The 22,690-nt window shown below is 71.3% G+C and carries 17 protein-coding genes; 10 read left to right on the top strand and 7 right to left on the bottom strand.

Annotated features, from left to right (window positions below; all coding sequences use genetic code 11):
• Positions 1-81 precede the first annotated feature (81 nt).
• Positions 82-3,591 (bottom strand): methionine synthase, encoded by a 3,510-nt coding sequence (gene metH, locus ABZW18_RS14105; RefSeq protein WP_356186708.1) that lies wholly within the window; start codon positions 3,589-3,591, stop codon positions 82-84.
• A 245-nt stretch (positions 3,592-3,836) separates the two neighbouring features.
• Here metH and ABZW18_RS14100 point away from each other — a divergent pair, with 245 nt between their 5' ends.
• From ABZW18_RS14100 to ABZW18_RS14075, 6 genes are all read left to right on the top strand, one after another.
• Positions 3,837-4,601: an IclR family transcriptional regulator gene (locus tag ABZW18_RS14100; RefSeq protein WP_356186706.1), complete on the top strand. Its 765-nt coding sequence runs from the start codon at positions 3,837-3,839 to the stop codon at positions 4,599-4,601.
• A gap of 267 nt (positions 4,602-4,868) precedes the next feature.
• Positions 4,869-5,651, top strand: a complete 783-nt coding sequence (locus ABZW18_RS14095) for an MIP/aquaporin family protein (protein ID WP_356186704.1) — start codon at positions 4,869-4,871, stop codon at positions 5,649-5,651.
• A gap of 38 nt (positions 5,652-5,689) precedes the next feature.
• Positions 5,690-7,213: a glycerol kinase GlpK gene (glpK, locus tag ABZW18_RS14090; RefSeq protein ID WP_356186701.1), complete on the top strand. Its 1,524-nt coding sequence runs from the start codon at positions 5,690-5,692 to the stop codon at positions 7,211-7,213.
• 2 nt (positions 7,214-7,215) lie between these two features.
• On the top strand, positions 7,216-8,835 hold the full coding sequence (locus tag ABZW18_RS14085) for a glycerol-3-phosphate dehydrogenase/oxidase (protein ID WP_356186698.1): 1,620 nt from the start codon (positions 7,216-7,218) through the stop codon (positions 8,833-8,835).
• Between the two features lie 281 nt (positions 8,836-9,116).
• The gene (locus ABZW18_RS14080; protein WP_356186696.1) at positions 9,117-9,800 is read left to right on the top strand and encodes a FadR/GntR family transcriptional regulator; all 684 of its coding nucleotides are present in this window, start codon (positions 9,117-9,119) and stop codon (positions 9,798-9,800) included.
• 222 nt (positions 9,801-10,022) lie between these two features.
• Positions 10,023-11,189, top strand: coding sequence for a PAC2 family protein (locus ABZW18_RS14075; RefSeq protein WP_356186693.1), 1,167 nt, complete (start codon positions 10,023-10,025; stop codon positions 11,187-11,189).
• Between the two features lie 148 nt (positions 11,190-11,337).
• Here ABZW18_RS14075 and mshC read toward each other — a convergent pair whose 3' ends face one another.
• From mshC to ABZW18_RS14055, 4 genes are all read right to left on the bottom strand, one after another.
• Positions 11,338-12,567, bottom strand: a complete 1,230-nt coding sequence (gene mshC, locus ABZW18_RS14070; protein WP_356186690.1) for a cysteine--1-D-myo-inosityl 2-amino-2-deoxy-alpha-D-glucopyranoside ligase — start codon at positions 12,565-12,567, stop codon at positions 11,338-11,340.
• Between the two features lie 242 nt (positions 12,568-12,809).
• Entirely contained in the window at positions 12,810-13,691 is an 882-nt protein-coding gene (locus ABZW18_RS14065) for an SCO1664 family protein (protein WP_356186687.1), read from the bottom strand.
• Positions 13,688-14,278 carry a DUF3090 domain-containing protein gene (locus ABZW18_RS14060; RefSeq protein WP_356186685.1) on the bottom strand — a complete coding sequence of 197 codons (591 nt, stop codon included), beginning with the start codon at positions 14,276-14,278 and terminating at the stop codon, positions 13,688-13,690. The genes ABZW18_RS14065 and ABZW18_RS14060 overlap by 4 nt, the downstream gene beginning before the upstream one ends.
• Positions 14,279-14,388: 110 nt before the next feature.
• Positions 14,389-15,090, bottom strand: a complete 702-nt coding sequence (locus tag ABZW18_RS14055; RefSeq protein WP_356186682.1) for a histidine phosphatase family protein — start codon at positions 15,088-15,090, stop codon at positions 14,389-14,391.
• Positions 15,091-15,154: 64 nt separating this feature from the next.
• On the opposite strand from ABZW18_RS14055, the gene corA reads away from it, so the two are divergent.
• The gene (gene corA / locus ABZW18_RS14050; RefSeq protein WP_356186817.1) at positions 15,155-16,147 is read left to right on the top strand and encodes a magnesium/cobalt transporter CorA; all 993 of its coding nucleotides are present in this window, start codon (positions 15,155-15,157) and stop codon (positions 16,145-16,147) included.
• 101 nt (positions 16,148-16,248) lie between these two features.
• On the opposite strand, the gene ABZW18_RS14045 is transcribed toward corA, so the two are convergent.
• Positions 16,249-17,037: a ferritin-like domain-containing protein gene (locus ABZW18_RS14045; RefSeq protein ID WP_356186680.1), complete on the bottom strand. Its 789-nt coding sequence runs from the start codon at positions 17,035-17,037 to the stop codon at positions 16,249-16,251.
• A gap of 261 nt (positions 17,038-17,298) precedes the next feature.
• Between ABZW18_RS14045 and ABZW18_RS14040 the strand changes: the two genes are divergently transcribed.
• Positions 17,299-17,925 carry a hypothetical protein gene (locus ABZW18_RS14040; protein ID WP_356186678.1) on the top strand — a complete coding sequence of 209 codons (627 nt, stop codon included), beginning with the start codon at positions 17,299-17,301 and terminating at the stop codon, positions 17,923-17,925.
• Positions 17,926-17,981: 56 nt separating this feature from the next.
• On the opposite strand, the gene ABZW18_RS14035 is transcribed toward ABZW18_RS14040, so the two are convergent.
• On the bottom strand, positions 17,982-19,034 hold the full coding sequence (locus tag ABZW18_RS14035; protein WP_356186676.1) for an LLM class F420-dependent oxidoreductase: 1,053 nt from the start codon (positions 19,032-19,034) through the stop codon (positions 17,982-17,984).
• A gap of 126 nt (positions 19,035-19,160) precedes the next feature.
• On the opposite strand from ABZW18_RS14035, the gene ABZW18_RS14030 reads away from it, so the two are divergent.
• Complete coding sequence (locus ABZW18_RS14030; protein WP_356186674.1) at positions 19,161-20,144, top strand: aldo/keto reductase; 984 nt, start codon at positions 19,161-19,163, stop codon at positions 20,142-20,144.
• Positions 20,141-22,639 carry a helix-hairpin-helix domain-containing protein gene (locus tag ABZW18_RS14025; protein ID WP_356186671.1) on the top strand — a complete coding sequence of 833 codons (2,499 nt, stop codon included), beginning with the start codon at positions 20,141-20,143 and terminating at the stop codon, positions 22,637-22,639. The genes ABZW18_RS14030 and ABZW18_RS14025 overlap by 4 nt, the downstream gene beginning before the upstream one ends.
• Positions 22,640-22,690: the final 51 nt, after the last annotated feature.

The following is a 22,690-nucleotide window of genomic DNA, read 5'->3' as shown; positions in this document are numbered from 1 at the left end:
GAGGGACAAAGGGGCCGGCCGCCGCCCCGGCTGGGGCGCCGACCGGCCTTCACCGGACCGACCAGTGTACGTCGATCTCCGTTACCGAGCGTTGAAGTACTTCGCTTCGGGGTGGTGAATGACAATCGCGTCGGTGGACTGCTCCGGATGGAGTTGGAACTCCTCGGAGAGCTCGACGCCGATCCGCTCCGGCTGGAGCAGGTCGGCGATCTTCGCCCGGTCCTCCAGGTCGGGGCAGGCTCCGTAGCCCAGCGAGAAGCGGGCGCCGCGGTACTTCAGGGCGAACATGTCTGCGACAGCGGCCGGGTCCTCGGACGCGAAGCCCAGCTCACCGCGCACCCGCGCGTGCCAGTACTCGGCGAGGGCCTCGGCCAGCTGTACGGACAGACCGTGCAGCTCGAGGTAGTCGCGGTAGGAGTCGGCGGCGAACAGCTCGGCCGTGGCCTCGCCGATCTTGGAGCCGACCGTGACCACCTGCAGACCGACCACATCGGTCTCCCCCGACTCCTCCGGGCGGAAGAAGTCGGCCAGGCACAGCCTGCGGCCGCGGCGCTGGCGCGGGAAGCTGAAGCGGGTGCGCTCGCTGCCGTCGTCGTTGAGCAGGATGAGGTCGTCGCCCTTGGAGACGCAGGGGAAGTAGCCGTAGACGACCGCCGCCTCCAGCAGATTCTCGGTGTGCAGCTTCTCCAGCCAGCCGCGCAGCCTGGGCCGGCCCTCGGTCTCGACCAGCTCCTCGTAGGTCGGCCCGCCGCCCTTGCGGGACTCCTTCAGCCCCCACTGGCCCTTGAAGAGGGCCCCTTCGTCGAGCCAGGAGGCGTAGTCGGCGAGCTGGATGCCCTTGACCACCCGGGTGCCCCGGAACGGCGGGTCGGGAATCGGGTTGTCGACCGCGACGTCGGAGCGCACCGCGCCCTCGTCCTCCGGCTGCTCGGCCACCGCCGCGGGGCGGGCGGCGACCCGGCGCTGCTTGAGCTCGGGCAGGGTCGCTCCGGCCACGCCGCGCTTGACCGCGATCAGGGCGTCCATCAGCCGCAGGCCCTCGAAGGCGTCGCGTGCGTAACGGACCTCGCCCTCGTAGATCTCGTGGAGGTCCTGCTCGACATAGGCCCGGGTGAGGGCCGCGCCGCCCAGGATGACCGGGAATTCTGCGGCCAGCTTGCGCTGGTTGAGCTCCTCCAGGTTCTCCTTCATGATCACGGTGGACTTGACCAGCAGTCCGGACATGCCGATCACATCGGCCTTGTGCTCCTCGGCGGCTTCCAGGATCGCGGAGACGGGCTGCTTGATGCCGAGGTTCACGACGTTGTAGCCGTTGTTGGACAGGATGATGTCCACCAGGTTCTTGCCGATGTCGTGGACGTCGCCGCGCACGGTGGCCAGCACGATGGTGCCCTTGCCGTCGTCGTCGGTCTTCTCCATGTGCGGCTCGAGGTAGGCGACCGCGGTCTTCATCACCTCGGCGGACTGGAGAACGAACGGCAGCTGCATCTGGCCGGAACCGAACAGCTCACCGACGACCTTCATGCCCTCCAGAAGGGTGCTGTTGACGATGTCCAGGGCGGGGCGCGTCTCCAGCGCCTCTTCCAGGTCGGCCTCCAGGCCGTTCTTCTCGCCGTCGATGATGCGGTGCTGGAGCCGCTCGTCCAGCGGCAGGGAGAGCAGCTCCTCGGTCTTGCCCGCCTTCATGGACTTGGTGTCCACGCCCTCGAAGAGTTCCAGGAAGCGCTGCAGCGGGTCGTATCCCTCGCGGCGGCGGTCGTGGATGAGATCGAGGGCGACCTGGACGTGCTCCTCCTCCAGCCGCGCAATCGGAAGGATCTTGGATGCGTGCACGATCGCCGAGTCCAGGCCGGCCTTGACGCACTCGTCCAGGAAGACGGAGTTCAGGACGATGCGGGCGGCCGGGTTCAGGCCGAAGGAGATGTTGGACAGGCCGAGGGTGGTCTGCACCTCCGAATGGAGACGCTTGAGCTCGCGGATGGCCTCGATGGTGTTGACGCCGTCCTTGCGGGACTCCTCCTGCCCGGTGCAGATGGTGAAGGTCAGGCAGTCGATGAGGATGTCCGACTCCTGGATCCCCCAGTTGCCGGTCAGGTCGGCGATGATCCGCTCGGCGATGGCGACCTTGTGCTCGGCCGTACGGGCCTGGCCCTCCTCGTCGATGGTCAGCGCCATCAGCGCCGCACCGTACTCGACCGCCAGAGCGGTCACCTTCGCGAAGCGCGACTCGGGCCCGTCCCCGTCCTCGTAGTTGACGGAGTTGATGACCGCGCGGCCACCCAGCTTCTGCAACCCGGCGCGGAGCACGTCCACCTCGGTGGAGTCCAGCACCAGGGGGAGCGTGGACGCGGTGGCGAACCGCCCGGCCAGCTCCTCCATGTCCGCCGCGCCGTCGCGGCCCACGTAGTCCACGCAGAGGTCGAGCAGGTGGGCGCCCTCGCGGATCTGGTCGCGGGCCATCTCCACGCAGTCGTCCCAGCGGCCCGCCAGCATGGCCTCCCGGAACTTCTTCGAGCCGTTGGCGTTCGTCCGCTCGCCGATGGCCAGGTACGAGGTGTCCTGGCGGAAGGGGACGGTCTGGTAGAGCGAGGCGGCACCCGGTTCCGGCTGCGGCTGCCGCTCGGTGGGCGCGGTGTCACGGACCCGCTCCACGACCTGCCGCAGATGCTCGGGCGTCGTACCGCAGCAGCCGCCGACCAGCGACAGGCCGTAATCCCGGACGAACGCCTCGTGCGCGTCGGCCAGCTCCTCGGGCGTGAGCGGGTAGTGCGCTCCGTTCTTGCCCAGCACGGGAAGGCCGGCGTTCGGCATCGCCGAGACCCGGGTGCGGGCGTGCCGGGCGAGATAGCGCAGGTGCTCGCTCATCTCCGCCGGGCCGGTCGCGCAGTTCAGGCCGATCATGTCGATGCCCAGCGGCTCCAGGGCGGTCAGCGCCGCACCGATCTCCGAGCCCAGCAGCATGGTGCCGGTCGTCTCCACCGTCACCTGGACCAGCAGCGGCAGATCGATCCCGGTCTCCTTCAGCGCCCGCTTGGCGCCGATCACCGAGGCCTTGGTCTGCAGCAGGTCCTGCGTGGTCTCCACCAGCAGCGCGTCCGCGCCGCCCGCGATGAGCCCTTCGGCGTTCTGCTGGTAGGCGTCCCGGAGTGCCTTGAAGGGGGCGTGGCCCAGCGTCGGCAGCTTTGTGCCGGGGCCGATCGAGCCCAGCACCCAGCGCTGCCGCCCGTCCCCCGCCGCGAACCCGTCGGCCACCTCGCGGGCGATACGGGCGCCCGACTCCGACAGCTCGAAGATCCGCTCGGCGATGTCGTACTCGCCGAGCGCCGCGAAGTTCGCACCGAACGTATTGGTCTCCACGCAGTCCACGCCAACGGCGAAGTACTCCTCGTGGACGGAGCGCACGATGTCGGGACGGGTGACGTTGAGGATCTCGTTGCAGCCTTCGAGCTGCTGGAAGTCCTCCAGACTCGGATCCTGCGCCTGGAGCATCGTGCCCATCGCTCCGTCGGCGACCACCACTCGGGTGGCGAGCGCCTCACGCAGTGCGGAGGCTCGGGCGATGGCGGCGTCTGATGGCTCGTACGAGGCCATGGAAGGGCTCCCTGGAGTGCGACGGCTGTCGGCTTTGCGCCCACCGGTGGAGGGCGCACCCGGCAAGCGTAACCTTCGGCGGCATTACCGCTCAGGGTGTTCCAGCGGGCGGACAGCCGCGGGTAACTCCGGTGGTGGGCAGCCGTTCGGTGCAGTTTGGGGACACTCCGGCGGTACCACGAGGTCGGCATTCACCGATAGTGTTCAGCATTGTCGAACCCTTGGTGGTGGAGGAGGTTGCCCGTATGGCGCGGACGATCCAGTCGCTCGAGCGAGCGGCTGCGATGCTGCGGCTGCTTGCCGGCGGGGAGCGCCGGCTCGGCCTGTCCGATGTGGCCACCGCTCTTGGCCTGGCCAAGGGCACGGCCCACGGCATACTGCGCACCCTCCAGCAGGAGGGTTTCGTCGAGCAGGACCCGACCTCCGGCCGCTACCAGCTCGGCGCGGAGCTGCTGCGCCTGGGCAACAGCTATCTGGACGTCCACGAGCTGCGGGCGCGGGCGCTGGTGTGGACCGACGATCTGGCGCGTTCCAGCGGCGAGAGCGTCTATCTGGGCGTGCTGCACCAGCAGGGCGTACTGATCGTGCACCACGTCTTCCGGCCGGACGACAGCCGGCAGGTGCTGGAGGTCGGCGCCATGCAGCCGCTGCACAGCACGGCGCTGGGCAAGGCGCTGTCGGCGTACGACCCGGTGGCGCACAGCCAGGTGATCGAGGCGGACCGCAAGACGTTCACGGCCCATACGGTGACCGGCCTCGGCGACTTCGAGGGCGTTCTCGACCTCACCCGGGCGCGCGGCTGGGCGGCGGACGTCGAGGAGACCTGGGACGGCGTCGCCTCGGTCGCCTCCCCCATCCACGACCGGCGCCGGATGCCGGTGGGCGCGGTGGGCATCACCGGAGCGGTGGAGCGGGTCTGCGATGCCGGCGAGCTGCGATCGTCGCTGGTCGCGGCCGTACGGGACTGCGCACGCGCGGTGTCACGGGATCTGGGCGCGGGTCGTTTCTGACCCTGCGTTGCCGCCTGTCACCGGGGGCGTCCGGGCTGCGCGTCACGCTTGGACAACGGAACGAGATTGCCGTGGCGCGACTCTTGACGGGGTCTTGGCCGTGAAGAAAACTGCCGTTCACCGGTCGGCATTGTCGAACACCTGCCGATAATTTTCGCTATGGTGGGCTTCTGCTGCGGACCGGTCACCGCCCTCACCGAGGGCGCGGGCCAAACGGGTGGGACCCCGTGGCCCGCCTTTCCCTGGACGAAGGAAAAGGAGTCGCGGGTGTCCAGCTCCGACATCTTCATCGGCGAGACCATCGGTACCGCCGTTCTCATTCTGCTCGGCGCCGGCGTGGTCGCCGCCGTTATCCTGAAGCGTTCGAAGGCCCTCAACGCCGGCTGGCTCGCCATCACCTTCGGGTGGGGCTTCGCCGTCCTCACCGGCGCCTACATATCCGCCCCGCTCTCCGGTGCGCACCTCAACCCGGCGGTCACCGTCGGCATCGCCATCACCAGCGGCGAGTGGGGCGATGTGCCGGTCTACTTCGCGGGTCAGATGCTCGGCGCGATGATCGGTGCCACCCTGGCCTGGCTTGCGTACTACGGCCAGTTCCACGCCCACCTGACCGACCCGGAGATCGTCGCGAAGGAGGACGAGGAAGGTCTCGTCGACAAGAGCGTCTCCCCCACTGCGGGCCCGGTTCTCGGTGTCTTCTCCACCGGCCCGGAGATCCGGAACGTGGCACAGAACCTCGCCACCGAGATCATCGGCACCGCGGTGCTGGTCCTCGCGATTCTCACCCTCGGTCTCACCAAGGGCCTGGGCGTCTCCGGCACCGGTGTGCTGATCGTGGCGCTCGTGGTCGTCGGTATCGGCCTCTCGCTGGGCGGGCCCACCGGCTACGCCATCAACCCGGCTCGTGACCTCGGTCCGCGTATCGTGCACGCCCTGCTGCCGCTGCCCAACAAGGGCGGATCCGACTGGAGCTACGCCTGGATCCCGGTCGCCGGACCGCTGATCGGCGGCGCTCTCGCCGGCGGTCTGTACGAGCTCGCCTTCGCGTAAGCCCTCCCTGACGTCTTCTTCACTTCCAGGAGCACACCGTGACCGACGCGCACACCGCCGGCCCGTTCATCGCCGCCATCGACCAGGGCACCACCTCCAGCCGCTGCATCGTCTTCGACACGGACGGCCGGATCGTCTCCGTCGACCAGAAGGAGCACGAGCAGATCTTCCCGAAGCCGGGCTGGGTGGAGCACAACGCCACCGAGATCTGGACCAATGTCCAGCAGGTCGTCGCCGGCGCCCTCGACAAGGCGGGTATCACCCGCGACGACATCAAGGCCATCGGCATCACCAACCAGCGTGAGACGACCGTTCTCTGGGACAAGGCGACCGGCGAGCCGGTGCACAACGCCATCGTCTGGCAGGACACCCGTACCGACGCCCTGTGCAAGGAGCTCGGCCGCAACGTCGGCCAGGACCGGTTCCGCCGCGAGACCGGCCTCCCCCTCGCCGCGTACTTCGCAGGACCGAAGATCCGCTGGCTGCTCGACAACGTCGAGGGCCTGCGCGAGCGAGCGGAAGCCGGCGAGATCCTCTTCGGGACCATGGACTCCTGGGTCATCTGGAACCTCACCGGTGGCACGGAGGGCGGCGTCCACGTCACGGACGTCACCAACGCCTCCCGCACCATGCTGATGAACCTGCACGACATGCAGTGGGACGACAAGATCCTTACCTCGATGGAGATCCCGGCGGCCGTGCTGCCGGAGATCCGCTCCTCCGCCGAGGTGTACGGCGCCGCCAAGGGCGTCCTGGAGGGCGTCCCGGTCGCCTCCGCGCTCGGTGACCAGCAGGCGGCGCTGTTCGGCCAGACCTGTTTCGCCGAGGGCGAGGCCAAGTCGACCTACGGCACCGGCACCTTCCTGCTGATGAACACCGGCGACAAGGCCATCAACTCCTACAGCGGCCTGCTGACGACCGTCGGCTACCGGATCGGCGACGAGAAGGCGGTCTACGCCCTCGAGGGCTCGATCGCGGTCACCGGCTCGCTGGTGCAGTGGATGCGGGACCAGATGGGCCTGATCAACAGCGCCGCGGAGATCGAGACCCTGGCCAGTTCGGTCGAGGACAACGGCGGCGCCTACTTCGTACCCGCCTTCTCCGGCCTGTTCGCCCCGTACTGGCGCTCCGACGCCCGCGGTGTGATCGCCGGCCTGACCCGCTATGTGACCAAGGCGCACATCGCGCGCGCCGTGCTCGAGGCCACCGCCTGGCAGACCCGCGAGATCGTCGACGCGATGAGCAAGGACTCGGGCGTCGAGCTCCAGGCGCTCAAGGTCGACGGCGGTATGACCTCCAACAACCTGCTGATGCAGACGCTCTCCGACGTCCTCGACGCACCCGTGGTGCGGCCGATGGTCGCCGAGACCACCTGCCTCGGCGCTGCCTACGCCGCCGGCCTGGCCGTCGGCTTCTGGCCCGACACCGACGCCCTGCGCGCCAACTGGCGCCGGGCGGCCGAGTGGACACCCCGAATGGACGCGGACGTACGCGACCGCGAGTACAAGAGCTGGCTCAAGGCCGTCGAGCGGACCATGAGCTGGATCGAGGACGAGGAGTAAACATGAGCACCCTGCAGAGCGTCCCGAGCCTCGGGACGCACCCGGCTGCCGGTTCACGTGGTACATCCCACGCTCGCCGCGCCGAGACCCGGGAACGGCTCTCGAAGGCCACGTACGACCTCCTGGTGATCGGCGGCGGAATCCTGGGCACTTCGGTGGCCTGGCACGCCGCGCAGTCCGGGCTGCGGGTGGCGATGGTGGACGCCGGCGACTTCGCCGGCGCCACCTCCTCCGCCTCCTCCAAGCTGGTGCACGGCGGTCTGCGCTACCTGCAGACCGGCGCGGTCAAGCTGGTGGCGGAGAACCACCACGAGCGGCGGGTGCTGGCCAAGGACGTGGCCCCGCACCTGGTCAACCCGCTCACCTTCTATCTGCCGGTCTACAAGGGCGGACCGGTCGGCGCGACCAAGCTGGGCGCCGGCGTCTTCGCCTACTCGGCACTGTCCGCCTTCGGCGACGGCGTCGGCAAGGTCATTTCCCCGGCCAAGGCCCTGGCCGGCAACCCCGGGCTGCGTACGGAGAACCTCAAGGCCGTCGCGGTCTACTACGACCACCAGATGAACGACTCGCGGGTGGCCGTCATGACGGTCCGCGCCGCCGTCGAGTCGGGCGCCGTCGTGCTCAACCACGCCGAGGTGACCGGGCTGCGCTTCACGCACGGCCGGGTGACGGGCGCGGAGCTCAAGGACCGCCTGGACGGCACCGAGTTCGGTGTCGACGCGCGGGTCGTGCTGAATGCCACCGGCCCGTGGGTGGACCACCTGCGCAAGCTGGAGGACAAGGGCGCGGCACCGAGCATCCGCCTCTCCAAGGGCGCGCACATCGTGCTCAAGCGCAAGGCGCCGTGGAAGGCCGCGATGGCCACCCCGATCGACAAGTACCGCATCACCTTCGCACTGCCGTGGGAGGACCAGCTCCTGCTGGGCACCACCGACGAGGCGTACGAGGGCGACCCGGCGGACGTGCGCGCCACCGAGACCGACATCCAGCAGATACTGGACGAGGCCGCCTTCTCGGTGCGCGACGAGAACCTCTCACCCGACCTGATCACCTACGCCTTCGCCGGTCTGCGGGTGCTGCCCGGCGGGCCGGGCGGCACCGAGTCGGCGAAGCGCGAGACGGTGGTGAGCGAGGGCCGCGGCGGGATGCTGTCGGTCGCCGGCGGCAAGTGGACCACGTACCGGCACATCGGCCGCACGGTGATGAACAAGCTCGCGCAGCTGCCCGGCACGCCGCTGAACGAGGACATGGAGCCGCTCTCCCGGCTGCCGCGGCGGGTGCCGCTGCCCGGGATAGCCAACCCCAACGCGGTGGCGCACCGGCTGCTGGTGGACCGCGAGCCGGGCGTACGGATGGATCCGCTGACTGCCCGTCAGCTGGCTACCCACTACGGCTCGCTGTCCTTCGACATCGCCCGGCTCGTCAACGAGGACCCGGCGCTGGGTGAGCGCATCCACCCGGACGGCCCGGAGATCTGGGCGCAGGTCGTCTACGCCCGGGACCACGAGTGGGCCGAGACGGTCGACGACGTGCTGCGCCGCCGTACGACCCTGACGATCCGCGGCCAGGACAGCGAGGACGTACGGGCCCGGGTCAAGGAGATGCTGGCCGAGAAGGCCTGATCGCGGGATCGAGGGGGGAGAGGCCATGGGGGCCTCTCCCCCTTTGCCTTGCCCTTCTCGCTGCGGGCGGGGCCCGGCGTCGACCGGGGCCCGCGTTCACGGGCGGATTCCGGTCACTTGGATCAGGCGTATGCGGGGCGGGGAACCACGGCGGCGGCAACCACACGGCCGGGTCCGTCGTGCAAGCGACGTCCGTGAGCCGTGGCGCACCGGGCATAATGAGCCGATACATCGGAGGTCTCGGCCCTGAAGAGAGCCTGACCCCGGACGAGGAGGCGTTCATGGCCGTCACCGACGAGGCGATCGAGAAGATCAAGGGAATGATCGTCTCCGGCGCGCTGCGCCCCGGCGACCGGTTGCCGAAGGAGAGCGAACTCGCGGCGGAGCTCGGGCTGTCACGCAACTCGCTGCGCGAGGCGGTGCGCGCACTCTCCCTCATCCGCATCCTCGATGTGCGGCAGGGCGACGGCACGTACGTCACCAGCCTCGATCCCCAACTGCTGCTGGAGGCACTGAGCTTCGTGGTGGACTTCCACCGCGACGACACCGCACTGGAGTTCCTGGCGGTCCGCCGGATGCTGGAGCCCGCGGCGACCGCTCTGGCCAGCACCCGCATCAGCACCGAGGAGATCGATGGGCTCGGCGCCCAGCTGGACGCGCTGGGGCCGGACCCCTCGGTGGAGGAACTGGTCGCGAGTGACCTGGAGTTCCACCGGGGCATCGTGCAGGCCGGCGGCAACTCGGTGCTGTGCTCGCTGCTCGACGGGCTGTCCGGGCCCACGACCCGGGCCCGTATCTGGCGCGGGCTGACCCAGGAGGACGCGGTGAGCCGGACACTCCACGAGCACCGCGCGATCCTGGCCGCCCTGCGGGACCGCGACGCGGAGGCGGCTCGCTCCTGGGCGACGGTGCACATCGCGAGCGTGGAGCAGTGGCTTCGCTCGACCCTCCGGACACAGGCGTAAGAACATCGGACCTTTCCCGGTGGTCCGATGTATAGCCTCGATAGGGCGCCAGCGTCCAGCGGTCTGCCGGAAGTTGCCCGGAACAGCTCGGATGAATCTGCTGGCGACTCTCTGCAGGGGGCTGCGGACGAGGAACCGCGAAGCCGTAGGCTTGGGGGCGCACGCAATGGAACGGCAGCCGGGGGGTCCCAGACGACCAGCCCGGTCGGAAGGAGGCGCTGGGTGATCGAGCTCGAGGGGGTTCCCGAGCTGATCGACCCGGTCATGGTGGCCGCGTTCGAAGGCTGGAACGACGCCGGCGACGCCGCCTCCACCGCGGTCGGGCATCTGGACCGGGAATGGAAGGGCGAGGTCTTCGCGGCGCTGGACGCCGAGGACTACTACGACTTCCAGGTCAACCGGCCGAACGTATTCCTGGAGGGCGGTGTCCGGAAGGTCACCTGGCCCACCACACGGCTGTCGGTGGTCCGGGTGAGCGGCCCGAAACCGCGGGATCTCGTCCTGGTGCGGGGCATCGAGCCGAGCATGCGGTGGCGCTCGTTCTGCAACGAGATCCTGGGATTCGCCCATGAGTTGGGCGTGGAGATGGTGGTCGTCCTGGGCGCGCTGCTCGGCGACACCCCGCACACCCGCCCGGTCCCGGTCAGCGGCGTCACTTCCGACCCCGATCTGGCCCGGACGATGGATCTGGAGGAGACCCGCTACGAGGGGCCGACCGGCATCGTGGGGATCCTGCAGGAGGCGTGCACGCACGCGGGCGTGCCCGCGGTGAGCCTCTGGGCGGCCGTACCGCACTACGTCTCGCAGCCTCCGAACCCCAAGGCGACGCTCGCGCTGCTCAACCGTCTGGAGGACCTCATCGGGATCCGGATCCCGATGGGCGAGCTGCCGGAGGACGCCCGGGCGTGGCAGCTGGGGGTGGACCAGCTGGCGGCCGAGGACAGCGAGGTCGCCGAGTACGTCCAGTCGCTGGAGGAAGCGCGCGACACGGCGGAGCTTCCGGAGGCGTCGGGTGAGGCCATCGCCCGTGAATTCGAGCGCTATCTGCGGCGGCGGGACGGGCAGCCGGGGCCCGCGCAGCCGGGCGGGCACGCGACCGAGGGTGGCGGGACGGCCGACGGTCGGGATGCCGGGCGGGACGCCGGCTCGTATCGCCGGGGCACCTCGGGCGGGCGTAGGCGGCCGCCGAAGCCTCCGGCCAAGGACGCCAGGAACGAGGACGACCAGACGGACACCGGACCGGCGTCCGAGACCGGCTCAGGGCCGGGCAAGGACACCGGTACCGGGACCGGCACCGGGACTGACGGGGGCACGGATACCGGCTCGGGCTCCGGCCCCGGCACGGAGACAGGCGGCTCAGGCTCCGCATCCGGCTCCGGCGACGAGTAGGACGAGTAGCCGGTAATCCGCGCGGGCGGCGCGGCGCGCGTCTCCACCGCCCAAGGGCAGGCTCAACTGCTCACCCCCGCATACGAAGAGGGGCGCTCCTTCGGCGAAGGAGCGCCCCTCTCCCACAGGGCGTGCGGGCCGTTTCGGGCTACAGAGCCACGCCGAGGAGCGCGTCGACGGCGCGCGACACCACGCCGGGTGCTCCCTCGTCGGTGCCGCCCGCGGACTGCTGTGCCGCAGCCCAGCGATCGACCGCGGCGAGCGCCGCCGGCGCGTCCAGGTCGTTCGCGAGGGCCTCACGGATCTCCTCGACAAGTGCGTCGGCGGGCGGCCCGTCGGGCCGGGAAACCGCCGCTCGCCACTGGCCGAGCCGCTCGAAGGCCTCGTCCAGCACCGCGTCCGTCCACTCCCAGTCGGCGCGGTAGTGGTGGGCCAGCAGGGCGAGCCGGATCGCCACCGGGTCCACCCCGTCACGGCGCAGAGCGGAGACGAAGACCAGATTGCCCTTGGACTTGGACATCTTCTCGCCGTTCAGCGCGACCATGCCGGCGTGCACATAGGCCTTGGCGAAGGGGTGTTCACCGGTGAGCACCTGGGCGTGCGAGGCGCCCATCTCGTGGTGCGGGAAGGCGAGGTCGGAGCCGCCGCCCTGGATGTCGAAGCCCATGCCGAGGTGGTCGAGGGCAATGGCGACGCACTCGATGTGCCAGCCGGGGCGGCCGCGTCCGAGTGTGCCGCCGTCCCAGCTCGGCTCGCCCTCGCGGGCGGCCATCCACAGCCTCGGATCGAGGGGGTTCTTCTTTCCCGGGCGCTCCGGGTCGCCGCCGCGCTCGGCGGACAGTTCGCTCATGGCCTCGGTGTCGAGACCGGAGACCTCACCGAAGGCGGGGTCGGACTCCACGGAGAAGTAGATGTCCCCGTCGAGTTCGTACGCGGCGCCCGCGTCGCGGAGCTGTTCGACGAGCGGCACGATGCCGGGTATCGCTTCGACGGCGCCGATGTACTGCCGGGGCGGGAGCATCCGCAGCGCCGTCATGTCCTCGCGGAAAAGGGCGGTCTCGCGCTCGGCGAGCTCGGCCCAGTCGGTGCCGGTGGCCTCCGCCCGCTGGAGCAGCGGATCGTCGACGTCGGTGACGTTCTGAACGTAGTGAACCTGCCGCTTCGTATCGAGCCACACGCGCTGAACGAGGTCGAACGCATTGTAGGTCGCCGCATGACCCAGATGGGTGGCGTCGTACGGAGTGATCCCGCAGACGTAGATGCGGGCGACGGGGCCGGGGTCAAGGGTGATCGTCTCCCCGGTCGCGGTGTCGTGGATCCGGAGGTCGCGGCCCCTGCCGGGCAGGGCGGGTACCTCAGAAGCGGGCCAGGCATACATGCCTTGAGCCTAACCGGATGCGCGTTCCGCATACGAACCGGAGACACAGGGATGGCCGGATCGGCACCCTTGCGCGATCGCCCCTGAGCATGGTTGGGGGCGTTCGCGCCACCCGCCCACCGCGCGCGCGGGCCGAGGGCGAACGCCGGGCGCCGGAAGAGCGAGCCGATATCAACGCCCGGCCGCGTCATCCGGTACCGGGCCGCCAGGAGCCTCGAACACACGGACCGGCGGCTGGACACTCAGACCGGCGGCCAGGGAATCGCGGGCCACCGTCCGCCCGGCTCGGGGTGCAGTCCGGTGCGCAGCAGCCCGGCGACCCGGGCCCGTACGGCATCCAGCTCGACGGCCGTGATCAGCTCGGCCAGACGGGCGGCCGTCCCGCCGTCCTCGGCCAGCTCCGCCGAGAGCCGGCCGAGCGCATCGAGCGCTTCCTCGGTGAGCGGCTCCCCCGCCCAGCCCCAGAGCAGCGTGCGCAGCTTGTCCTCGGCGTTGAAGGTCACGCCGTGGTCGATCGCGTACAGCCGGCCGTCGGTCGTCGGCAGCAGATGACCGCCCTTGCGGTCGGCATTGTTGATCACCGCGTCGAGCACGGCGACGCTGCGCAGCCGCGCGTCGTCCGCGTGCACCAGCAGTGCCGTTTCGCCCTCGCCCACCTCGGCGAAGCCGATGGCCTTCCATCCGGCCCCCGGCTTCTCTCCGTCGACGAGAGCCAGCAGCTCGGTTCCGGGGTCGGCCTCGATCCACAGCTGGCACATGCCCTCGCCGTACGGGCCGTCGCGCAGCACGGTCGGAGGCACCAGATCCCAGCCCATGGCGCGGCAGAGCTCGTACGCCGCCACCTCGCGCTGAGCGAGGGTGCCATCGGGGAAGTCCCACAGCGGGCGCTCCCCGGCGACCGGCTTGTAGACGCAGGCGGCCCGCTGCCCGTCGAACTCCACGGCGCAGTGCAGCACCGCGTTCGACGCCTCCCGGACCCGCCCGCGGACCGTCAGCTCACCGAGCGCGAGCAGTTCGTGCCCCGCATCGTTCGCCGCGTCACTCGCCACCGCGTCCGCCGCATCGCTCCCCGCCGGGCCGGCATCGGCGGAGCCGTCCGGCCCGGACGGCTCCGCCGGCGTCATGCCCCGCGGCGATATCCGTTCTGGCGCGGACATACGTGTCCCTCCGGGTCGAGCGGCAGGCTGCACAGCGGGCACGGCGGGCGCCCGGCGTTGACCACCTCGAGCGCACGCTTGGCGAACGCACGGGCCATCGGACCGGTCAGCCGGACCCGCAGCATCGGTGGACCGTTCTCCTCGTCCTGCAGAAGCCGCTCCTCGGCCTCGGCGAGGTCCTCGTCGGTCTCCGCTTCGAGCTCGACCAGCGCCTGTGCCTCCACGATCATGCGCTGCTCCTCGCCGTCCCAGGCGAGCGCCATGGTGCCGACGCGGAACTCCTCCTCGATGGGGGCGTCGAGGGGAGCCGAGTCACTGAGTTCGGACGGGGCGACGGCCGGCACCGGCGCGTTGCCTCCCGTACGGCGCACGACCTCGTCCAGCAGCTCGTCGATCCGTTCGGCGAGCGCGGCGACCTGGGTCTTCTCAAGGGCGACGCTGGTGGTCCGGCCGGCTCCGGTCGCCTGGAGGAAGAAGGACCGGCGGCCAGGCAGCCCGACCGTACCGGCGACGAACCGGTCCGGGGGGTCATAGAGGAACACCTGACGGGACACGTCCTGCTCCCTTGTGATCGACTGCAGGGGGTCTGGGCGGTGCGCATCGGGTCGGCCGCGTAGTCACGCGTGCCGGTGCCGCGGCCCGTCCACCCTACTGCGCGTGGCGATCACGGTGCGCCCGCGGCACCGCCCACGGCGGCGTCGCCGTCGGCGCCGCCCGATCCGTTCCCGTCCGGCGCCAGCGCGCGGAACTCTCCGGTGTCGCCCAGCCGGAGCAGAAACGGCCGCAGCGGGGTGTAGCGGATCGCGGTGACCGAGCAGGGCTCGACGGAGATCCGCTGGAAGAGATCCAGATGCAGACCGAGGGCGTCGGCGACCAGTGACTTGACGATGTCGCCGTGCGAGCACATCAGATACACGGCGTCTGCGCCGTGCTCCGCCTCGATCCGGGCGTTCCAGTCCCGTACGGCGTCGACCGCGCGCGCCTGCATGGCCCGTACGGACTCGCCCTCCGGCCCGGGGAACTCGGCGGCCGAAGGGTGCTGCTGGACGGTGGTCCACAGCGGCTCGTCGGCGAGTTCCGCGAGCTTGCGGCCGCTCCAGTCGCCGTAGTGACACTCACCGATCCGCTCGTCCTCGTGCAGCGGCAGACCGGGGCGGGCATCGAGGAGCGGGCGCAGCGTCTCCAGGCAGCGCTGCAGAGGGCTGGTGACGGCGGCGGCCAGCGGCAGTCCCGCCAGCCGGCCGGGCAGCGCGGCCGCCTGTGCGGCGCCGCGCTCGTCGAGAGCGACTCCGGGCGTCCACCCCGCGAGTACCTTCGCGGTGTTCGCGGTCGAGCGGCCGTGCCGTACGAGGATCAGCGTGGGCATGTCCCAAACCCTACGGGTCCGCGCAACCCGGCCCCCCGTGCATCCCCCCCACGGGCAGTGGAGAATACCGGGCGTGATCGTGGACTGTGCCATTTACCGCGACGGGCGCCGCACCGAGGGCACCGCCGACTTCTCCGACGCCCTCGACGAGGCCCGCGCCGCGGGGGACTCCTTTCTCTGGATCGGTCTTCATGAACCGACCGAGAAGGAGTTCGATCTTGTGACCAGCGAATTCGGACTGCACCCGCTGGCCGTGGAGGACGCGCTGACCGCGCACCAGCGGCCGAAGCTCGAGGTGTACGACGACTCCCTCTTCATGGTCCTCAAGCCGGTCCTCTACGACGACGCCGCCGACACGGTGACCACGGGCGAGCTGATGGTGTTCGTCGGCGACTCGTTCGTGGTGACCGTCCGGCACGGGGAGGGCGCCCCGCTCGCCCAGGTGCGGCAGCGTCTGGAGGATGAGCCCGAGGTCCTCAAGCACGGCCCCACGGCGGTGATGTACGCGGTGTGCGACGCGGTCGTGGACCACTACCTCGAGGTGGCGGCGGAGCTGCAGGTGGACCTGGAGGAGCTGGAGGCGGATGTGTTCGCCCCGACCGGGGCGGACACGAAGAACGCCGCGGCCCAGATCTACAACTTCAAGCGACAGGTGGTCGAATTCCGCCGGGCCGCGGGTCCGCTGGCCGAGCCGATGCTGCGGCTGACCGGACCCGGAGTGCCGTTCGTGCACGAGCACGCGCAGCCGTTCTTCCGCGATGTCAACGACCATCTGACGCGCGCCAACGAGTACGTCGAGGGCTTTGACCGGCTGCTCTCCGACATCCTGGGCGCACACCTGGCGCAGATGGGTGTGCGGCAGAACAACGACATGCGGAAGATCTCCGCGTGGGCGGCGATGGCCGCGGTGCCCACGATGATCGCCGGGGTCTACGGCATGAACTTCGATCACATGCCGGAGCTGACGACTGTCTGGGGCTATCCGTCGGTGCTGATACTCATGGCCGGCGCGGTGGTGCTGCTCTACCGGACGTTCAAGCACCGCGGCTGGCTGTAGGTCCTGCCGCAGCGGTCCGAGCCCGGCTCAGCCCATTCCCGGCCACCGGCCCCGTCTCCTAGCCTCGGGCTGCGACTGCGACTGCGACTGCGGCTCCGGCCTCACGCGAACTCGGGCGCCGTCGTCGCGGGACCGCCGAGCGCGTCCCGCCGCTCGGGCATCGTCAGGCTGACCATCCGGCGCCAGCCCGCGACCCGCTCGTACGCGTACACCGCGTGGATCCCGGCTGCCAGGGCAGCCGCCTTGGGCTTCGACCAGCCCAGGATGCGCCCCATGTGCGCCATCACGGCGAGACTCACATCGCGGTAGACCCGGATCTCGGCCAGCGCGCTCTCCCGCAGGATCTTCCGGATCGCCGGGCCGTACCCCTCAGCGACGAGACGCAGCAGCTCCTCGTGGCAGTACGCGAGATGGTTGTCCTCGTCGCTCGAGATCACCCTGACCGCGCGGCCCAGGTCCGGGTGGTCGGCGAAGTGCTTGCACAGCAGCTGCATCTGCTCGGAGGCCCGCTGCTCGGTGACCCTGCTGTGCGCCAGGTAGCAGACGATGTCCCGCTCCGTCAGCGGCTGGTCGGCGCGCAGCTTCTCATGGGCGAGACCGATGCCCTGCCGCTCCAGCAGCATCGTGTAGTCGGTGTCCCCGGGGACGTCCACCGGGTCGAGTCCGCGCTTGCGCATCAGGGCCTGGAAGATCCGGCCGTGCTTGTCCTCGTCGGCACCGTGCCGGACGATCTTGGGGCTCAGCTCGCGCCGGGACTTGGGAACGAGCGCGGCGATCCGGGCGTTCTCCCAGCCGCCCTGCGCCTCGCCGCTGGCGGCGATGGAGCAGAACAGCCGGAACGACTCGTCGTCGTCGAGGATCTCCTGGAACAGGCTTCGGGCCGAGAGCATCACTGCCACCTCCGTACGGGCGTCCGCCAGGGGAAAGTCAAATGGGCTCCGGGTCGTCGGGCAACACGTGGACCGGACAACTGCGCCGAAAGGCGGAGCGCACGGTCACTTCGGGCGCGTAACCCCGAGGGGGCGCGCCGCGTTGTGTCGTATGACGGCCGTGGCGGGGAAGACCCCCGAGCCCCCACCACGGCCGCGGAAACCTCTTCGCCTCTCCCCCAACCGCCCCTGGGTAGGGTTGTTCCGAGCCTGGAGGGGGTTGTGAGACGGGTGGGCAAGTTCAGCAGAGCGGCGCGGGGCAGCCGCACCGCACCCCGGCGCCTGGGGCCCGCAGGCGCCGACTGGGCGCCGTACGAGCGTCTGGACGACGCGGCGCGCGCCTACTTCCTGCACGCGGAGGTCGCGTTGGACGCGATCGACGGGGTGCTGGGACGGCGCCGGGTGCGGGGTTTCACCCTGGAGCGGGTGGTGGACCTGACCGAGGCCGGTACCTCGGTGTGGCAGGAGGCCGCGGTCTGCGACGGACAACGGCTCATCCTGTGGCACAGCGAGGAGCTGGCGGATGAGAACTCTCCGGGGAGCACGGTCCTCGACTCGTCCGTACAGGTGCTGCCGCTGGGCTCCATCCGGCATGTGGGGATGCGCACGCTGGTCGGGCGGGACGTGTCGGGCCGGCGCGTCGACCGCGGGGTGCATCTGGTGCTCGCGACGGGTACGCCGCACGAGCTGAATCCGGTCCCGGGCAGCGACCCGGAAGCCCCTCTGACGGCGGCGCGGTTCCGGCCCGAGGCCTTCCGGTTCAGTAAGTCCCTGGACGACGGCGGTGCGGGGCAGATCGCGCGACTGGTCGCATTCGGACGGCTGCTGGGGCGGCTGGTGCCGGGCTGAATCCCGGCTTCCGGCCGCCCCGGGCCGCTTGCTCCTCCCGTTGTTCCTCCCGGGCGCTACTCCGCCAGGCCGGCGCGCTCCAGGGCCTCGACGCCCGCACGCAGCGAGGCGAGGCGTTCGTCGAGCGTGAAGCCCGCGGGGGCGAGGGACAGCGTGGTGACGCCGGCCCCGGCGTAGGCCTGCATGCGGTCGGCGATGCGGTCGACGGAGCCGAGCATCGTGGTGGAGTCGATCAGCTGGTGCGGGACGGCTTCCGCAGCGCCCTGTTTATCGCCGGAGAGGTACTTCTCCTGGATCTCGGCGGCTTCCTTCTCATAACCCATGCGCTGGGCAAGCTTGTTGTAGAAGTTCTGCTTCGCGCTGCCCATGCCGCCCACGTAGAGGGCGGTGTACGGGCGGAACTGATCGGCGAGGGCGTTGACGTCGTCGCCGATGGCCAGCGGGACGGTCGGCACGATGTCGAAGCCCTCGAGGGTCTTGCCCGCCTTCTCGCGGCCGGCGCGCAGCGAGCCGAGCGTGGTCTCCTCCGCGTGCTCCGGGGCGAAGAAGATGACCAGCGCGCCGTCGGCGATCTCGCCGGTCTGCTCGAGGTTCTTCGGGCCGATGGCGGCGATGTAGAGCGGGATGTGCTCACGCTCCGGGTGCACGGTGAGCTTGATCGGCTTGCCGGGACCGCCGGGCAGCGGCAGGGTCCAGTGCTCGCCCTCGTGGGTCAGACGCTCGCGGGACATCGCCTTGCGGACGATCTCCACGTACTCGCGGGTGCGGGCGAGGGGCTTGTCGAACTTGACGCCGTACCAGCCCTCGGAGACCTGCGGGCCCGAGACACCGAGGCCGAGGCGGAACCGGCCGCCGGAAAGCGAGTCGAGGGTGGCGGCGGTCATCGCGGTCATCGCGGGGGCGCGGGCCGGGATCTGGAAGATGGCGGAGCCGACATCGATCCGCTCGGTCTGGGCAGCGACCCAGGACAGAACGGTGGGGGCGTCGGATCCGTACGCCTCCGCGGCCCAGCAGACGGCATAACCGAGTTTGTCCGCCTCGCGGGCAACCGCGAGGTTGTCCGCATCCATTCCGGCGCCCCAGTAGCCGAGGTTGATCCCGAGCTGCATGCCGCTCTCCTTACCGTTCAGTAACGTCCCTGTTGCGGGGACTCTAGCGCGAGGTGGGGCGATCCGTCAGTGTCGGGTTATCCACAGGCCACCGCTCGCGCCTCCTGGCCAGTAATCTCAAGGCCCATGGAGCAGAGGCACCTCGGCCGTACGGGCCTTCGCGTATCGCGGATCGCGCTCGGCACCCTCACCTGGGGGCGGGACACCGACGAGCACGACGCCGCCGACCAGTTGAAGGTCTTCTGGGAGTCCGGCGGGACGCTCGTCGATACCGCGGACGTGTACGCCGACGGCGGTGCCGAGTACCTCCTCGGGCAGCTCATGGAGGACCTGGTGCCGCGCCGCGACCTGGTCATCGCGACGAAGGCGGGCAGCGTCCCCGACCCCGACCGGCGCTTCGACGGCTCGCGCGGCCATCTGCTCGCGGCGCTGGACTCCTCCCTGGAGCGGCTCGGCACGGACTACGTCGACCTGTGGCAGGTGCACGCCTTTGATCCCGCCACACCGCTCGACGAAACGCTGCAGGCGCTGGACATCGCGGTGAGCACCGGGCGGGCGCGGTATGTGGGGGTGTCGAACTTCAGCGGCTGGCAGCTCGCGAAGGCCGCCACCTGGCAGCTGGCGGCGCCTGTTTCCCGCACCCGGCTGGCGAGCACGCAGATGGAGTACTCGCTGCTGCAGCGCGGAGTGGAGCGGGAGGTGCTGCCCGGTGCCCTGGACCTGGGAGTGGGCCTGCTGCCGACCTCACCGCTCGGCCGCGGCGTGCTGACGGGAAAGTACCGGCATGCGACGCCGCCCGATTCACGGGGCGCCTCGCCGCATCTGGCGGCCTTCGTCGCCCCGTATCTGGACGATGCCGCGAGCCGGATCGTGGACGCGGTGGCCACCGCGGCGGACGGCCTGGCGGTCACGCCGCTCCAGGTGGCCCTGGCATGGGTACGGGACCGGCCGGGGGTGGCGGCCCCGATCGTCGGAGCGCGCAACGCGCAGCAGCTCACGGCGGCATTGTCAGTGGAGGCGCTTAGTCTTCCCGATGAGATCTACCGGGCACTGGACGATGTGTCAGAGCCCGTGCACCACTACCCCGACCAGGACTGGAGCACCCTGTGACCACGGATCGCCCCGTCGGCGAGGGCGCTGCCGCGCCGGCGCCGGAGGACGCCGCCCCGGCACGCGACGACCGGCCGCAATCCGCCGGGCGGGACGCGGCGGGCGCGCGCGGCGGCGAGACCGCGGCGGCCCCCGAGGAGGCCGGGGCCGAGGGCCGTCACGGTGACGCGACGGCGCCTGCCGCCGCCGCGCCGGAGTCCGGCGAGTCGTCGGCGAAGGGCTCGGCGGACGACGGCCGGCAGCAGGGCGGGGCCGGCCGGCCGGCCGCCGAGGCGCTCACCGCGGCCGTTAAGGCGGTGGAGCGCGGAGAGCGGCCCGCCGCGTCGTTCTTCACCCAGCAGCAGAGCCGCCAGACCGCGCCCGGCGCAGGCGGAAGCGGACAGCAGGCCGCGGGCAGCGGCGCGGCAGGCCGGGGCGGTCCGGTCCGTCCCGCGCCCGGAACCGGCGCCGGGCCCGGCGGCGGAGGGCCGACGGGCCCCGCTCCGGGAGGCGCGCCGGAGGGGCCGGTATCCGGTCCGCGCGACGTAGCCCCTGTCCGGGGGGACTTGCCGGAAACTCTCAGCACAGCCGCGGGGCCGGGCCCCGCGCGCTCCGGGCCGCCCGCCGCGCGGCATCCGGCGCAGAGCGGGACGGTACGGGAGGTGCTGGCCGCCGGAGGTGCGCCCGAGGCGCTGGCCGACGCCGCCCTCGAGACGCTCGGCGAGCGCGCGGCACACACGCTGCGCGAGGACCCCTGGCAGCTGCTCACCCTCCCCGGCGTACGGCCCGACCAGGCCGACGGATTCGCCCGGGCCCTGCTCGGATCGGAGGCCGGACCGGGCGACGCACGACGGGCCCGGGCCCTCGTCCACTGGCTGCTGGAGCGCGCCGCGCTCGAGGGGCACACCGCGCTGGAGCCGTCGGCCCTGAGCTCCGCTCTCGCCCAGCAGTCGGTCCCGGACCCCGAGGAGGCCCTGCGCACCGCCATCGCCGACGGCGGGGTGCTGGTGTTCCAGGACGCCCTCGACACCCCCGGTGCGACGCGGACACGGTCCGAGGACGAGGAGGAGGGAGAGGAGCAGCCGGTACGGGTCCTGCTGGGCCTCGACCGATACGCGCTCGCGGAGGAGAGCCTCGCCGACGGTCTCGCGCGGCTGCTCAACACCTTTGCCCCGGAAAGCGGTTCGGTTTCCCGCCCCGCCGACGCCGACACGGACGCGTCCGACGCCGAGGCGACCCACGCGACCGCCGGGGCCTCGGCCGCCGACTGGCAGACGGCCGCGCGGTCCGCGCAGTCCCCCTCCGCCGCCGAGCTGATCCGTGCCGCGGCGGAGAGCGGCCTGGTGGTCCACACGGGCGGCGAGGCGGCCCGAGCGGAGCCCGAGGCCGTCGTCGCGGCGGCCCGGGCGCTGGGGCTCCGGGCCTACGCCGCCGTGCACAGCGAGGCCGCGCTCCGACGGCCTGCCGGGCCCGGCGACGCGGCCACGGCCGATTCCCAGGCCCGGCGCGACGAGGCACCGGCGGGGGACGGCCGCGGCGACCGTACGAGCGGTCCCGGCGACGCGGCTGTCACCGTTGCCGGACTGCTGTCCGGCGCCGAGGGGCCCGGGCGGGACCAGGACGGCATGCTCGCGCTCGACGTCCTCGCCGTGCTGGACGCCCCGCAGCTCGATGTGGAGACCGCCGCCATGCTGGTCGAGTCGCTGCCGGACGGCGCCCGGCTCGTGCTGAGCGGCGACCCGGGCGTGCTGTGGTCGGCCGGCCCGGGCAGGGTCTTCGCCGATGTCCTGGCGGCCCGCACCTGCCCGCAGGTCGCCTCGCGCACCCCGGACACCGGTCCCATCGGCGAGCTCGTGTCGGGCATCGGCATCGGTGAGCTGAGCCAGGTCGAGGCGCCCGGCAAGGAGGTCGTGATCGTCCCGGTGCGCGACGCCGGGGAGGCGGTGCACCGCACGGTCCAGCTGGTGGCCGACTCGGTGCCGCGTGCCATCGGTGTGCCCTCGGACCGTACGCAGGTCATCACCCCGGGACACGGCGGCGCCGCGGGGACGCGGGCGCTGAACGCGGCGCTCAAGGAGCGGCTCAACCCCGGTCCCGGCCGCTTCGGCGGCTTCGATCCGGGCGACCGTGTCGCCTGCGTCCCGGCTCCGGGCCGGACCCTGCCGGGCACGGTGGTCTCCGCCGACGCCGACGGTCTGCATCTGGACTGCGCCGGCGAGAAGGTCGTCGTGCCGCCCGGCCGCGTGGCCGGCACCGTACGGCACGGCTGGGCGCTCACGGCGCACCAGGCGGCCGGAATGCGCTGGCCTGCGGCCGTCGTGGTGCTGCCGGGCGACGCCACCCGAGGGCTGACCCGCTCCTGGGTCTACACCGCCTTCGGCCGGGCCGAGCAGCATCTGTCCGTGGTGCACGGCGCGGAGCAGGCACTGCCCCGCGCCGTCGCCGAGGTGCCGGTGATGGAGCGCACGACACGGCTGCGCACACTGCTGCAGACGCTCGAACCGCCGGCCGGGTAAGCCCCGGCCGGCGATGACCGGCGATGACCGGCGGTCAAGGACCGGAGGACA

The organism is Streptomyces sp. NPDC004647, from assembly GCF_040609575.1.
GTDB lineage: Bacteria > Actinomycetota > Actinomycetes > Streptomycetales > Streptomycetaceae > Streptomyces.
Note: the sequence above shows the minus strand (reverse complement) of the source record. Positions and strands in the feature narration are given on the sequence as shown.

Coding starts and splice junctions, on each gene's coding strand:
- metH (WP_356186708.1), bottom strand. CDS start 3,591: ATGGCCTCGTACGAGCCATCAGACGCCGCCATCGCCCGAGCCTCCGCA.
- ABZW18_RS14065 (WP_356186687.1), bottom strand. CDS start 13,691: ATGACGCCGGCGGAGCCGTCCGGGCCGGACGGCTCCGCCGATGCCGGC.
- ABZW18_RS14100 (WP_356186706.1), top strand. CDS start 3,837: ATGGCGCGGACGATCCAGTCGCTCGAGCGAGCGGCTGCGATGCTGCGG.
- ABZW18_RS14080 (WP_356186696.1), top strand. CDS start 9,117: ATGGCCGTCACCGACGAGGCGATCGAGAAGATCAAGGGAATGATCGTC.
- mshC (WP_356186690.1), bottom strand. CDS start 12,567: ATGTATGCCTGGCCCGCTTCTGAGGTACCCGCCCTGCCCGGCAGGGGC.
- ABZW18_RS14045 (WP_356186680.1), bottom strand. CDS start 17,037: ATGCTCTCGGCCCGAAGCCTGTTCCAGGAGATCCTCGACGACGACGAG.
- ABZW18_RS14035 (WP_356186676.1), bottom strand. CDS start 19,034: ATGCAGCTCGGGATCAACCTCGGCTACTGGGGCGCCGGAATGGATGCG.
- ABZW18_RS14085 (WP_356186698.1), top strand. CDS start 7,216: ATGAGCACCCTGCAGAGCGTCCCGAGCCTCGGGACGCACCCGGCTGCC.
- ABZW18_RS14030 (WP_356186674.1), top strand. CDS start 19,161: ATGGAGCAGAGGCACCTCGGCCGTACGGGCCTTCGCGTATCGCGGATC.
- ABZW18_RS14055 (WP_356186682.1), bottom strand. CDS start 15,090: ATGCCCACGCTGATCCTCGTACGGCACGGCCGCTCGACCGCGAACACC.